Raw genomic sequence first — 12,579 nt, 5'->3', positions numbered from 1 at the left:
TATGCCCCGGCTCCTAGCCTCGGAAGCATGCGCGTGTTGATCGTCGAGGACGAACCCTACCTGGCAGAAGCCATCCGCGATGGCCTACGCCTGGCAGCGATCGCCGCCGACATCGCCGGTGACGGTGACACAGCTCTGGAACTGCTGAGCATCAACGCCTACGACATCGCCGTCCTCGACCGCGACATCCCCGGCCCCTCCGGCGACGAGATCGCCAAACGCGTCGTCGCCTCCGGCAGCGGCATGCCCATCCTCATGCTCACCGCTGCCGACCGGCTCGACGACAAGGCCTCCGGGTTCGAACTCGGCGCCGACGACTACCTCACGAAGCCCTTCGAACTCCGAGAACTCGTGCTGCGTCTCAGAGCACTCGACCGCAGGCGCGCGCACAACAGACCACCCGTACGAGAGATCGCAGGCCTGCGTCTGGATCCGTTCCGCCGCGAGGTCTACCGTGATGGCCGCTACGTCGCGCTCACCCGGAAACAGTTCGCCGTGCTCGAAGTCCTCGTCGCCGCCGAAGGCGGTGTCGTCAGCGCCGAGGAACTCTTGGAGCGAGCGTGGGATGAGAACGCCGACCCGATGACCAACGCCGTACGCATCACTGTCTCGGCCCTGCGCAAACGGCTCGGCGAACCCGGGATCATCGCCACGGTGGCCGGCGTCGGCTACCGCGTCCACACGGAACCCGACACCGGACGTGAGGGAGGGGACCGTGGATAGGGTGCCCGGGTTGAGCGTTCGCCTCAAACTCACCCTCAGCTACGCCGGGTTCCTCATGCTTGCCGGCGCCCTGCTGCTCGCTGCCGTGTGGGTGTTCCTGCTGCGCTACGTACCCGACGGTTGGCCCGGCCTTCTCGGCGTAGCGCCCAACCGCTACCTCCTCCTGAGTACCTTCGCTCCGGCCGCGGCCGTCGTGCTGGCGTTCCTGCTGGTGTTCGGTCTGGTGGGAGGGTGGATTCTCGCCGGCCGGATGCTCGCCCCCCTGGCCCGCATCACGGACGCCACACGCAAGGCCGCGAACGGGTCACTTTCCCACCGGATCCAGTTGGAAGGCCGCAAAGACGAGTTCCGCGAGCTCGCCGACGCCTTCGACGCCATGCTCGTACGGCTCGAAGCACACGTCGCCGAACAGCGGAGATTCGCCGCCAACGCCTCCCACGAACTGCGCACCCCGCTTGCCATCTCGCAGGCACTTCTCGACGTGGCCCGCAACGATCTGACCCAAGACCCTGGCGAACTCGTCGACCGCCTTCACGCCGTCAACGCGCGAGCGATCGACCTCACCGAGGCGCTACTCGTGCTCAGCCGCGCTGACCAGAGGTCCTTCACCCGAGAATCCGTCGACCTGTCCCTGGTCGTAGAAGAGGCCACCGAAACACTGCTCCCACTCGCCGAGAAACGCGGCGTCACCATCGATACCTCCACTGACATCACCCCGGCCATCGGGTCGCCGGCACTCCTGCTGCAGATGACGACGAACCTCGTGCACAACGCGATCGTCCACAACCTGCCCGAACAAGGGACCGTGTGGGTCAGGACCAGCGTTCACCCCAAGACTGTGGTGCTCACTGTCGAGAACACCGGCGAGAAACTCGCCCCACAATTGGTCTCCACGCTTGTCGCGCCGTTTCAGCGCGGCACCGAACGCATACGCACCGACCACGCAGGTGTCGGCCTCGGCCTGGCAATCGTCAAAAGCATCACCCAGGCACACGACGGAACCCTTACCCTCACCCCCCGCCCCGCCGGCGGGCTCCGCGTCACGGTGCGCCTACCCGCCGCACCACCGCACACCGGCAGATGACGATCAGGCCGCCCATCCCGGCTCACACCGGAAGACCCGTCGAGGAGCTGGGGCTGGAGAGTGCTTGATGGCGCCCAGGGTGTGCCTCTGGCAGGGCGCATTGCCGTCAGGTTGCCGTCGGAGTAAGCGGAGGACGACCTGTGCGCGCAGACGCCGCCGCCGGCTCCGGCCCTCAGGCTTGGGCCGCCCGCGTCGATGTGGCGGCGAGACCTGGGTCGCCCGATCAACGGGCGTGGTCTGACGACTGCTCGTACGGTGCAGGCTCGGCCGCTGGGATCGTGAGGGTGACACACAGGCCACCGGCCGGGCGCGCAGCGGCGGTGATGGCGCCGTCGTGTACGGCGGCGATGGACGACACGATGGCCAACCCCAGTCCGAAGCCGTCGGACGTGGTGCGATCGTGTAGTCGCTGGAAGGGTTCGAAGAGGGCGTCGACGCGATCCGCCGGGACGACCGGGCCGGTGTTCGTCACCGAAAGCGTGACCCGGCCGTTCGACGCGGAGGTGGCGAGCCAGACATCGCCGCCGGGCACGTTGTAGCGGAGGGCGTTGTCGACCAGGTTGGCGACGAGCCGTTCCAGCAGCACCGGATCACCCGACGTCGCCACCGGCCGCAGCGACACGTGTAGCCGCAGGTCACCCAGGTGGACGTCGTCGAGGACGTCCTCGGCCACGGTGGCCAGGTCGACTTTCTCCCGGACGCTCAGGCCGCGCTCGTTGCGGGCCAGGGTGAGCAGGGCCTCGACGACCGCCTCGGCCTGGTCGACCGCGACCCGGACGTCCCGGCCCATGCCCAGCAGCTCCGCCTCCGTGGGCGCCCGTTTGCCGAGGACGACGTCGACGGTGGCGCGCATGACCGTCAGTGGCGTGCGCAGCTCATGGCTGGCGTTGGCGATGAACCGCCGCTGGCTCTCGAACGCGGCCTGTAGGCGGCCGAGCATGTCGTCGAAAGTGTCGGCCAGCTCGCGCAGCTCGTCACGCGGGCCGGTCAGCGACACCCGCGCCGACAGGTTGTGCTCGGACGCGGCGCGCGCCGCCGCGGTGATGCGGTGGACCGGACGCAGCACCCGCCCGGCGACGATCCACCCGGCGAGCGCGGCGAGGAGGGTGACCACCACGAGGGTGATCAGCGAGTATTGCAGCAGGTGTGACAGGGTCGCCTCGCGCTGGCCCGCCGCGCCGGCCACGACGCCTTCCAGGTAGGTCAGGTCGCACTTGAGCCGAAGCTCGGGGTCGGCGTCCACGCGAAGGGTCTGCCTGCAGTACGTGAGGAACTGCTCGGCATTCTCCGTCTGGCGCGTCGCGCCTTGGATCTCGGAAAGCCCGGACACGAGGAGGTAGGTGATGGCGACGACGATCGCCCCGCACGCCGCGAACAGGCCGGTGTAGAGCAGTGTCAGGCGGACCCGGATGGTGAGGCGCGGCCGAGTCACAGCCGGTAACCTCGTCCGACGACGGTCTCGATCACCGGCGGCGGGCCGAGTTTGCGACGTAACCGGGTCATCGTGACCGAGACGATGTTGCTGAACGGATCGGCGTTGGCGTCCCAGACGTGTTCCAGCAGTTCCTCGCTGCTGACCACGCCGCCGTCTGCGGCCATGAGCATCTCCAGGATCCCGAACTCCTTGCGAGTGAGCAACAGCGCGCGGGTGCCGCGGCTCGCGCGGTGCCGGGCCCGGTCCACGACCAGGTCGCCGCGGCGCACGATCGGCGGCGCGGACGGCGCGCGGCGACCGAGCGCGCGTATCCGGGCGACCAGTTCGTGGAAGGCGAACGGCTTGCCCAGGTAGTCGTCGGCGCCCAGCTCCAACCCGTCGACCCGGTCGTCGACTTCGGCCGCCGCGGTGAGCATCAGGATGCGGGCGTCGCCGCCGGCCAGCGACCGGCACACCTGGTCGCCGTGGACCTCGGGCAGGTCTCGGTCGAGCACGATCACGTCGTACGCCGTGGAGGCCGCCTCGACCATGGCGGCCGCTCCGTCGTTGACCACGTCGACCGCCATCCCGGCATCGCGGAGCCCTTCGGCGATCCGTTGGGCCAGCGTGACGTGATCCTCGACCACCAGGACGCGCATGAGGTCATTCTGCGTCGCCGGGCATGACATCGGTCCGACATCGGACGTAGCGGTGTTGTCACCGGCCGGGACGTACACCTCGACGGCATGAGACCAATTCTCGTGATCCCCGTCCTGCTGTGTGGGCTGGCGGTCGCCGCCTGCACCAAGGCCCCCGAGGGCACCGGCATCGCCTCGGCGAACACCAGCACCGCAAGCGCACGCCCGTCCGCATCCGCGGTCGGCGATCCAGCCGCCTTCGTGAGGTGCATGCGGGAGCACGGCCAGAACATGCCGAATCTGGGCCCGAACGAGCCTCTCAGGCTCATTCCGCCGAGCGGCGAGTTAGAACGCGCGTGGCGGACCGCCTACCTGGCGTGCCAGCGCTTCCTCCCGGAGGGGCAACGGGAGCAGGGCCCCCCACGAGAGGAACTGGAGCAGCTCCGGGCCTTCGCCGTGTGCATGCGTGCCCACGACATCGAGATGACCGATCCCGCCCCAGCCGACGGAAACCTGGTGATCAAGGGCCGATTCGCGAACGTCACCCGGGCGCAGCTCGACAGCGACCCGGTCTACAAGGCGGCCATCAAGGCCTGCAAGGACAAGCTGCCCCAGGAACAGAAGGAGAAGAAGTGAACCGGCCGAGCCGGACGGCGCTGGTGGGCGGGTCGGCTCTGCTGGCGGTCGCGGTGGTGACGGCCGCCGCGATCGGCTTCGGCGGAAAGCGCCCGGTGGCCTCGTCGAGCGCCACCAGGGCACTTCCCGCTGTCGCTCCGGTCACCCGGACCACGTTGACCCGGAGCCAGCAGGTGAACGGGGTGCTGGGCTATGGGGCGTCGGTGACCGTCGCCGGACGCGGCTCCGGCACCCTCACCTGGCTACCGCGCCTCGGCGCCACGATCAAACGCGGCCGGTCGGTCTACCGGGCGGACGACGACCCGGTGCCGCTGTTCTACGGCAGGCTTCCGCTCTACCGGCAGCTGCGCATCGGGGACGCCGGCAGGGACGTCGAGGAGGTGGAGCGTAACCTGGCCGCCCTCGGCTACCCGGGTCTGACCGTGGACCGCCGGTACACCTGGGCCACGGCGGTCGCCGTACGCAAGTGGCAGCAGGATCTGGGACTGACCCAGACCGGGGTCTTCGACCCGGCCTCCGTGGTGATCGCGCCCAACGCCATACGGGTGTCGTCACTCACCGGGCCGCTCGGCAACCCCGCGAGCGGGCCGATACTCGCCTACACCGGCACCACGAAGATGGTGAGCATCGCCCTGGACGTGGCACTGCAAACCCTGGTCCGGCGGGGGCTGCCCGCAACGGTGCAACTCCCGGACGGCACGACCATCAAGGGCAGGATCGCCAAGGTGGGCGCCGTGGCCGCCTCCGGGCAGAACGAGCAGCGTCCCGCGACGATCGACGTGACCGTGGCCGTGACCCTCCGGGACCAGTCGAAGATCCGCAGGCTGGACCAGGCCCCGGTCATCGTCAGCTTGGTGTCGGACAGCGTACGCGACGTGCTCACGGTCCCCGTCTCGGCGCTGGCCGTACTCGCCGAGGGCGGGTACGGCCTGCAGGTGGTGAGCGGCTCCACCAGCCGGTACGTGCCCGTGCGGCTGGGCATGTTCGGCGACGGCCGGGTGGAGGTCAGCGGTGACGGCATCATCGAGGGCACGCTCGTGGGGGTGCCCGAATGATCGTCCTCAACGGAGTGGGCAAGACCTACCCGGGCGGCTTCCAGGCGCTGCGCGACGTGTCGCTGACGATCGACGCCGGCGACCTGGTCGGCGTCGTCGGCCCGTCCGGCTCGGGCAAGTCGACGATGCTCCATCTCATTGGGGCGCTGGACCTGCCGACCAGCGGGACGGTGACGATCGCCGGAACCGACGTGTCCCAACTGCCGGACCGGAGGCTCTCGGCGCTGCGGGGGCGCACCGTCGGCTTCGTGTTCCAGCAGTTCCACCTGGCGGCGGGCGTGCCGGCGGTGGACAACGTGGCCGACGGCCTGCTCTACGCCGGCGTACGGCTGCGCGAGAGACGCCGCCGGGCGACCGCCGCCCTGGAGCGCCTGGGGCTGGGCGACCGCCTGGACCACCGCCCGCACGAGCTCTCCGGCGGGGAGAAGCAACGGGTGGCCATCGCCCGCGCGGTGGTGGGCGACCCGCCTGTGCTGCTTGCCGACGAGCCGACCGGCAACCTCGACTCCACCTCGGGCGCGGAGGTGATGCGGCTGCTGGTGGACCTGCACTCCACCGGCACCACCGTCGTGGTGATCACCCATGACCGGGACATCGCGGCCGGGCTGCACCGCCTGGTGCACGTACGCGACGGGCAGGTGGTCGCATGACCGCGCCGTCGCGTCTCTCGCCCGCAGACGGTCCTCCCATGACGGCACCGTCGCGTCTTTCGCCCGCGGACGCCTTCCGGGTCGGCGCCGCCGGTCTGCGCGCCCGGCCGCTGCGGGTGTTCCTGTCCGCGCTCGGCATCGCGATCGGCATCGCCGCGATGGTGTGCGTGGTCGGCATCGCGAGCTCCAGCCGGGAGAGCCTCAACCGGCAGCTCGCCGCGCTCGGCACGAACCTCCTGCGGGTGTCCCCCGGGCACACCCTCCAGGGCGGGCAGTCGCACCTGCCGGACGAGTCGGTGGCGATGATAGGCCGGATCGGCCCGGTGCTCTCGGCGACGGCCACGGGGACGCTGACCACCGTCAACGTGTACCGGAGTGACCGTGTCCCGCCGGGCGAGACGGGCAACCTGACGGTGATGGCCGCGCGGACCGACCTGCTCGGCACGGTGGGCGCGGGCGTGGCCAACGGCACGTGGCTCAACGCGGCCACCGCGCGGTACCCGGCCGTGGTGCTCGGGGCGTCGGCGGCCAAGCGCCTCGGCGTCGTCAGGGCCACCCCGGACGTGAAAGTGTGGCTGGGAGGCCAGTGGTTCACCGTGGTCGGCGTCCTGCGCCCGGTCGCCCTCGCGCCGGAACTGGACTTCGCGGCCTTGGTCGGCTGGCCGGTGGCGAAATCCACCCTGCGCTTCGACGGATATCCGACCACCATCTACACCCGTGCGCGGGACGACGCCGTATTGGCGGTGAAGGCGGTCCTTGGCGCCACCGCCAACCCGGAGAACCCGAACGAAGTGGACGTGTCGCGGCCGTCGGACGCGCTCGCCGCCAAGCAGGCCACGGACACGGCCTTGACCGGGCTGCTGCTCGGCCTCGGCGCGGTGGCACTACTGGTCGGCGGCGTGGGCGTGGCGAACACGATGGTCATCTCGGTGCTCGAACGGCGCGCGGAGATCGGCCTGCGGCGGTCGCTCGGCGCCACCCGCGGGCATGTCGGCATCCAGTTCCTCACCGAGTCGCTGCTGCTGTCGGCGCTCGGCGGCGCCGGCGGCGCGCTGCTCGGGATCGCGGTGACGGGGGCGTACTCGTCGTACCAGGGCTGGCCGACGGTGGTACCCGCGTGGGCGGGCGCCGGCGGCGTGGCCGCCACGATGGTGATCGGCTGCTGCGCGGGCATCTACCCAGCCTGGCGGGCCGCCCACCTCTCCCCCACCGAGGCCCTCGCCACACCGTGACCCTTTACCCTCCTGATCAATGGAGTTTCAACTCGAGATACTCGTGCCGTCTCCGGCGGCCCTGCCGGAGGCGGCGAGGTCGCATCACGCGACGGCGGTCCCCTCGAGCTCGACCCGCCGACCGGTTGGTCTCGCTGGTGCTGCTGCTGCGGCAGCACGGTCGGCTGTCCGCGGTCGCGTTGGCCCGCGAGCTGGAGGTATCCACCCGCACCGTGCTGCGCGACATCGAGGCGCTGTCCACAGCGGGCGTCCCGGTCTACGCCGAACGCGGCCGGCACGGCGGTTTCGCGTTGTTACCCGGTTTCCGGACCGAGCTCACCGGACTGAACCACGACGAGGCCCTTGCGCTGCTGATCGCCGGATCGCGGCGCGGCGCGCGGGCATTCGGTCTCGGCTCGGCACTCGCGTCGGCGATGCTCAAGGTGGTTGACGCGCTACCCGAAAGCTACCGGGACACCGCCGCCGGCGCGGCCGAGCGATTGCTCATCGACCCGGAGACCGACCTCCTCTCGCGTGGGCTGGTCGCTGAGGAGGTGCCTGACACCGTAGTGGCCGAGGTCCGGCGCGCGGTCCTCGCCGGACACAAGCTGCGCATCCACTACGCGGCTGTGGACCAGACCCCGAAGTGGCGCACGGTGGACCCGATCGGCCTGGTCACCGTTCGCGACCGCGGCTACTTGCTGGCCACGAGGTCTGGCGCGGACCGCACCTACCGGCTGTCCCGGGTCTTGGCCGCCAAGGAACTCGCCGAACCCGCACAGCGACCAGACCGGATCGATCTGGACCGGGCCTGGCAGGAACGCAGCACGCGGTTTCGGACCGGCGGCGACCACGTCACCGTGCTGGTACGGGTGGACCCGGCGCGGCGGGAGGACCTGGTGGGCACCGCGCTGGCCGTCCACACCGAAGAAGCCGACTCAGACGGCTGGTTGCGGCTGGAGGTGACCTTCCAAGATCCGAGACACGCCGAATGGGCGCTGTGGCAGCTCACCACGAACGCGGAAGCCCTGGCCCCGCAATGGTTGCGCAACTCCCTGCGCAACCGCGCCGCCGCGATCGCCACCCGCTACGGAGTGTCGTCCTGAGAGTTGTCGCCCTCCGCGGGCCGCCGCCGACGCGATACGGACCGCTCCAAAGGTTGCCGTCGGCATCGGCAGCAGGGAACTGGTCAGTAGCTGAAAGTGGTCGCGCCCTCGTCGCCGATCCACTGCCACATCGGGATGGTCCCGCCCAATTCCGCGCCCTCGATGAGCCGCTGCCTGTCGAGCGCGCGCGCCTCGAAGCAGATCGGGCAGATGAAGTATCGCCCGCCTGCCTTGGCGTACCGGGCTACGAGGTCGGCCAGTGGAGGACAGCCGTCACATGCGACTGCGGTGGCGACGCCGTCCAGGGCCAGCCGGGTTGCTTCCTTGGTAAGGAACATGAGCGTGGGACGGCCCTGCTCGGCCGCGCCGAGCGCGACCAGGAACGCCACAGTGACCCGCTCAGGGTCCTCCAGTCCGGTTGTCAGGCTGATGACGGCTTTTCCGGCCATGATCTTCTCCTTGTCCGTCGTCGAGAGCATGTATCCGTGCCAGTGAGTCGGGGAGCGGGTAGCGGTCCACCACGCCGTCGGCGAACCTGCCCGCTCGGCACCGGGGCCAGTCGGTGGAAGTCATCGGGACATCCAGAGCGGATTGAGCTACGAGCCGCCCGCGTCGCCCCGCTGGCGTGAAAAGGCCTCATCGGTTGCCCCGACGGCCGCCCGGACATCTGGGGGCAGCTCGCGGAAGACCGGATCCGGGACGGCGCCGACCGCGGACAGGATGCCGCTGAAGAACCGGCGCAGACAGACCGCGAGGACGATCTGGAAGATGTCGGCATCGGCCAGGCCATGCCCGCGTAGAACCTCGATGTCCCCCTCAGCCACGCCGGCGGGATCGGCGGCGACGCGGTCCGCGAAGTCCATGGCCGCCACATCCACCGGCGCCAGCCCCGCATCGTGATGGTCAGCCATGATCGCCCGCAGGGCCGCGTCATCGTAGAACCGCTCAAGCAGCGCGGCCGCGTGCGCGAGACCGCAGTACGTGGAACCGAGGCGGCGGGCGGCCGTCAGGGTGACCAGTTCGTACCGGCGCGGATCCATACCGTCCCTGACCACCTCCCCGAGCCGCAGCCATGCGTGATAAACCTCTGGCCGCAGTGCCAGCACCCTCAGATAGTTGGGCACGTATCCCCGGGCGGGCCGCTCAGCTTCGTAAAGCGGCGATTCGCCAGGTGTGCTGAGAAAACTCATGTCTCCCCCTTGGGACGGCATCTCAGCGCAGAACGGTAGGTCCTCGCGACGATCCGCGATTGGGGAGAACTCCCTATTTTGCGGGCTTCCGGACGAGGTTCAGCCGGTGCGCCGCAGCAACCGCCTGGCCCCGGTTGGCCACACCGAGCTTGTCCAGCACCGCGGAAACGTGATGGTCGACGGTTTTGACCGACAACGACAGGTGCCCGGCTATCTCGGCATTGGACAGCCCTTCGGCCAGCAGCGCGAGCACCTCCGCCTGACGCAGCGTAAGGCCGCCGGGGTTGGCGGCCGTCGTCCGGCGAGGGCCACGCGGCACCTGAGTGAAACCGCGCCTTCTCAGCTCCGCACGCAACCGCTCCGCCACCCGCGTGGCCCCCAGCTCGTCCAGGACCCGCAAGGCTTCGGCCGCAGCGCCCTGATCACCGCCCGCCAGTGCCTCGACGCGCATATACGCCGCCCCGCGCCGCGCCCACTCCGCGGCCGCGGCGGCCCAGTCTTCGTCGATCATCATCTGGTACGGCCGGGCCCCCGCACCGGGCGACCCGGCATCACCGGCCCGCCACAACCGGTAGGCCAGCTCCCCGATGTAAACCGAATGGTTCGCCCTGACGGCCAGGTCCAGGCCGTGCCGGGCCTCCTCGGCGGCACGCCTGGCATCGCCGTACAGCAGGAAGTACTCCGAGCGGGCCGCCGCCACCGGGCAGACCCGCTGCACCTCACCGGTGCGTTCGGCCTGGCGGGCGGCCTCGTCGAGCGTGACCCGCGCCTCGCGCTCGCCGCGGGCCGCCTGAATCCGGCCCCGCGCCAGCAGCGCGGGAACCACCGCGACCCCGGCTCGGACCGGCCGATCCAGTGCCGCGTCCGCGTCGGCCAGAGCGCCGGCCCAGTCGCACCGCACCAGCCGCACCCCCGCCCGCACCCCGAGCAGGTACTGGACGTAGCCGTCGAGGTCCTGTTGGGTGGCGTACGCCAGCGCATGTTCGACCGCCGGTGCGGCGGCTTCGTACTCGGCCAGTTGCACCAGCGAGGTCGCCAGGTTGACGAGTGCCCGGGCGGCGTGATCGGCCAGCCCGAGGGTTGAGGCGCGCTCGTGCACCTCCCGCAGCGCCGCGGCCGCGGTTTCAGCACCGCCCGTGAGCCGGGCGGTGCTCACGTTGATCTCAGCGTGGACGGAGGTCTCCACATCCCCCAGCCGAACGGCCAGAGTTCGCGCCCGCTCTCCCCACGAGATCGCCGCCTCCCCCTCGCCCGCGAGCATGTGCAACTGGGACCGGTTGCTGTAGGCCATGGCCAGTTGCCGGCCCGGCAGTTCGGTCTCGAGGACCGTGATCGCCCGCGCGGCCGCCTCCCAGGCCTGCCCCGCGTTCCCCGCCCACCAGGCCAACCGAGAGATCCAGCGCAGATTCTCACCGGCCTGTTCGGGTTGCCGCAGATTCTCCCGTACGGCCAGCGCCGCCCACCGGGCCTGCAACCCCTCCTCCGCCAGCCCGGCCAGGTACGCCTGGAACGCGTATGCCTCCAGCAGCTCGGCCTGCTGCTGGTCCGGTAGCCGGTCCGCGTACACGGCCGCCGCCCGATAGTGTGCCGCCGCCTCTCGATGGGCGCCCTGCCGGGCGGCGCCGGCGCCCGCCACCTGCCCGTACCGTAGGACCGCGGCCTCGTCCCCCGCTTGCGTAGCGTGGTGGACCAGGCGGCCCGGGTCGACCCCGGGGACCCCGGCCAGCACGCCCAGCACCCGCCGGTGCAGCGCGGCGCGGCGCGCGGGCGACAGCGCGTCCTCCACCGCACTCCGCAGCAACTCGTGACGGTACGACACACCGCCACCGGACGGCACGAGCACCCCGGCGTCGACGCACACGTCGACCAGGTCCGGCAGCACTCCCGCCACGACGGCGGCGTCGGCGCGAGTCGGGATCACCGACACCAGGTGGGCCAGCTCCCGGGCGGGCCGCGGCAACAGCCGCAGCCGGTCCAGGACGAGGTCCTGCACGGTGGCCGGCACCGCCCGCCCCTCCGCCTTCAACAGTTCGGTCACCAGCAACGGGTTGCCGCCGGACAACCGGTAGACCAGTTCCGGATCCCGCCCGGTCCGGTACGCCTGATCCGCCACGCACTCCCGCGACAGCGGCGACAGCGACACGCGTCGAGTGATCGCTCCGGGCAGGGTCGCAAGGGCGCCCCGCAGGGGGTGCTCGGCACCCACCTCATCGTCACGGTAGGTCACCACGAACAGGACCGACATCCGGCCTATCCGTCGGCCCGACCAGATCAGCCAGTCGAGTGTGGCCTCGTCGGCCCAGTGGGCGTCCTCCACGACAACGACCGGGCGCGGGCGCTGCGGCGGGCCGGAGAGCTCGTCCAGAAACGCCGTGAAGAGCTCCTCCTGCGTGGCTCCGGCGTTCAGCCGCTTGGCCAGGACGCCTCTGGTCTGGCGGCCGATGTCGTGCAGGGGACCAAGGGCCCGTGGGGTGATCAACCGGTCGCAACCGCCCCAGAGCACCCACGCCGCCGGCCCGCATCGCCGGACGAACTCGGTCACGAGCACGGACTTGCCGATCCCGGCCTCGCCGGCCACCACCGCCACGCGACCGCCGCGGGCGCTCTCACGCAGAAGGTCGCCGAGGAGATCCAGCGTCCCGGAACGCTCCCACAGCTCCATGCGAACGATAGTAAAGTCAAAACGCCTCAAGGCATGATCGCTCGGGGCGTTTGTGCTGTTCAGTACCTGCACTTCTCAGGCGGGGCTGAGTTCGGGGCCGACGTCGCCGTCGGGGCGGCGAACACGATCGTCAGGTGTGCGTCGATGGATTCGCGTTTGTGATGGTAGATCGGCCGGGCCTTGAGATCGTGCCTGCTCATCCTGAAGGAC

General features: G+C 70.5%; 12 protein-coding genes. 7 read left to right on the top strand and 5 right to left on the bottom strand.

Annotation, left to right across the window (positions count from 1 at the left end):
- The first annotated feature begins 27 nt into the window (after positions 1-27).
- Both IMZ11_RS32280 and IMZ11_RS32275 read left to right on the top strand, forming a co-directional pair.
- On the top strand, positions 28-723 hold the full coding sequence (locus tag IMZ11_RS32280; protein WP_228646193.1) for a response regulator transcription factor: 696 nt from the start codon (positions 28-30) through the stop codon (positions 721-723).
- Positions 716-1,807 (top strand): HAMP domain-containing sensor histidine kinase, encoded by a 1,092-nt coding sequence (locus IMZ11_RS32275; RefSeq protein ID WP_228646209.1) that lies wholly within the window; start codon positions 716-718, stop codon positions 1,805-1,807. Before IMZ11_RS32280 ends, IMZ11_RS32275 begins: the two co-directional genes overlap by 8 nt.
- A 223-nt stretch (positions 1,808-2,030) precedes the next feature.
- Here the strand turns inward: IMZ11_RS32275 and IMZ11_RS32270 are convergent, their stop codons facing one another.
- Positions 2,031-3,239, bottom strand: a complete 1,209-nt coding sequence (locus tag IMZ11_RS32270) for a HAMP domain-containing sensor histidine kinase (RefSeq protein WP_228646192.1) — start codon at positions 3,237-3,239, stop codon at positions 2,031-2,033.
- Entirely contained in the window at positions 3,236-3,880 is a 645-nt protein-coding gene (locus tag IMZ11_RS32265) for a response regulator transcription factor (RefSeq protein WP_228646191.1), read from the bottom strand. The genes IMZ11_RS32270 and IMZ11_RS32265 overlap by 4 nt, the downstream gene beginning before the upstream one ends.
- Before the next feature lie 87 nt (positions 3,881-3,967).
- Here IMZ11_RS32265 and IMZ11_RS32260 point away from each other — a divergent pair, with 87 nt between their 5' ends.
- From IMZ11_RS32260 to IMZ11_RS32240, 5 genes are all read left to right on the top strand, one after another.
- Positions 3,968-4,495 (top strand): hypothetical protein, encoded by a 528-nt coding sequence (locus IMZ11_RS32260; protein ID WP_228646190.1) that lies wholly within the window; start codon positions 3,968-3,970, stop codon positions 4,493-4,495.
- On the top strand, positions 4,492-5,550 hold the full coding sequence (locus tag IMZ11_RS32255) for a peptidoglycan-binding domain-containing protein (RefSeq protein ID WP_228646189.1): 1,059 nt from the start codon (positions 4,492-4,494) through the stop codon (positions 5,548-5,550). The genes IMZ11_RS32260 and IMZ11_RS32255 overlap by 4 nt, the downstream gene beginning before the upstream one ends.
- A complete protein-coding gene (locus IMZ11_RS32250) occupies positions 5,547-6,200 on the top strand; it encodes an ABC transporter ATP-binding protein (RefSeq protein ID WP_228646188.1) in 654 nt (217 codons plus the stop codon). The genes IMZ11_RS32255 and IMZ11_RS32250 overlap by 4 nt, the downstream gene beginning before the upstream one ends.
- A 38-nt stretch (positions 6,201-6,238) precedes the next feature.
- Complete coding sequence (locus tag IMZ11_RS32245; protein ID WP_228646187.1) at positions 6,239-7,432, top strand: ABC transporter permease; 1,194 nt, start codon at positions 6,239-6,241, stop codon at positions 7,430-7,432.
- A 125-nt stretch (positions 7,433-7,557) separates the two neighbouring features.
- Positions 7,558-8,517 (top strand): YafY family protein, encoded by a 960-nt coding sequence (locus IMZ11_RS32240; RefSeq protein ID WP_228646186.1) that lies wholly within the window; start codon positions 7,558-7,560, stop codon positions 8,515-8,517.
- Positions 8,518-8,600: 83 nt separating this feature from the next.
- Here the strand turns inward: IMZ11_RS32240 and IMZ11_RS32235 are convergent, their stop codons facing one another.
- The 3 genes from IMZ11_RS32235 to IMZ11_RS46005 all read right to left on the bottom strand — a co-directional run bounded on the left by IMZ11_RS32235 (position 8,601) and on the right by IMZ11_RS46005 (position 12,369).
- Entirely contained in the window at positions 8,601-8,996 is a 396-nt protein-coding gene (locus IMZ11_RS32235) for a DsrE family protein (protein WP_228646185.1), read from the bottom strand.
- A gap of 117 nt (positions 8,997-9,113) precedes the next feature.
- Positions 9,114-9,707 carry a carboxymuconolactone decarboxylase family protein gene (locus IMZ11_RS32230; protein WP_228646184.1) on the bottom strand — a complete coding sequence of 198 codons (594 nt, stop codon included), beginning with the start codon at positions 9,705-9,707 and terminating at the stop codon, positions 9,114-9,116.
- A gap of 73 nt (positions 9,708-9,780) precedes the next feature.
- Positions 9,781-12,369: an AAA family ATPase gene (locus IMZ11_RS46005; protein ID WP_305075920.1), complete on the bottom strand. Its 2,589-nt coding sequence runs from the start codon at positions 12,367-12,369 to the stop codon at positions 9,781-9,783.
- Between the last annotated feature and the right edge of the window lie 210 nt (positions 12,370-12,579).

This window comes from Microtetraspora sp. AC03309 (genome assembly GCF_020826795.1).
Lineage (GTDB): Bacteria > Actinomycetota > Actinomycetes > Streptosporangiales > Streptosporangiaceae > Microtetraspora > Microtetraspora glauca.
The sequence above is the reverse complement of the archived record's forward strand: the minus strand, read 5'-3'. Positions and strand labels throughout refer to the sequence as shown.

Excerpts from the sequence above, each read along its gene's own strand:
- IMZ11_RS32280 (WP_228646193.1), top strand. The coding sequence starts at position 28 with ATGCGCGTGTTGATCGTCGAGGACGAACCCTACCTGGCAGAAGCCATC.
- IMZ11_RS32265 (WP_228646191.1), bottom strand. The coding sequence starts at position 3,880 with ATGCGCGTCCTGGTGGTCGAGGATCACGTCACGCTGGCCCAACGGATC.
- IMZ11_RS32260 (WP_228646190.1), top strand. The coding sequence starts at position 3,968 with ATGAGACCAATTCTCGTGATCCCCGTCCTGCTGTGTGGGCTGGCGGTC.
- IMZ11_RS32250 (WP_228646188.1), top strand. The coding sequence starts at position 5,547 with ATGATCGTCCTCAACGGAGTGGGCAAGACCTACCCGGGCGGCTTCCAG.
- IMZ11_RS32245 (WP_228646187.1), top strand. The coding sequence starts at position 6,239 with ATGACGGCACCGTCGCGTCTTTCGCCCGCGGACGCCTTCCGGGTCGGC.
- IMZ11_RS32235 (WP_228646185.1), bottom strand. The coding sequence starts at position 8,996 with ATGCTCTCGACGACGGACAAGGAGAAGATCATGGCCGGAAAAGCCGTC.
- IMZ11_RS32230 (WP_228646184.1), bottom strand. The coding sequence starts at position 9,707 with ATGAGTTTTCTCAGCACACCTGGCGAATCGCCGCTTTACGAAGCTGAG.
- IMZ11_RS46005 (WP_305075920.1), bottom strand. The coding sequence starts at position 12,369 with ATGGAGCTGTGGGAGCGTTCCGGGACGCTGGATCTCCTCGGCGACCTT.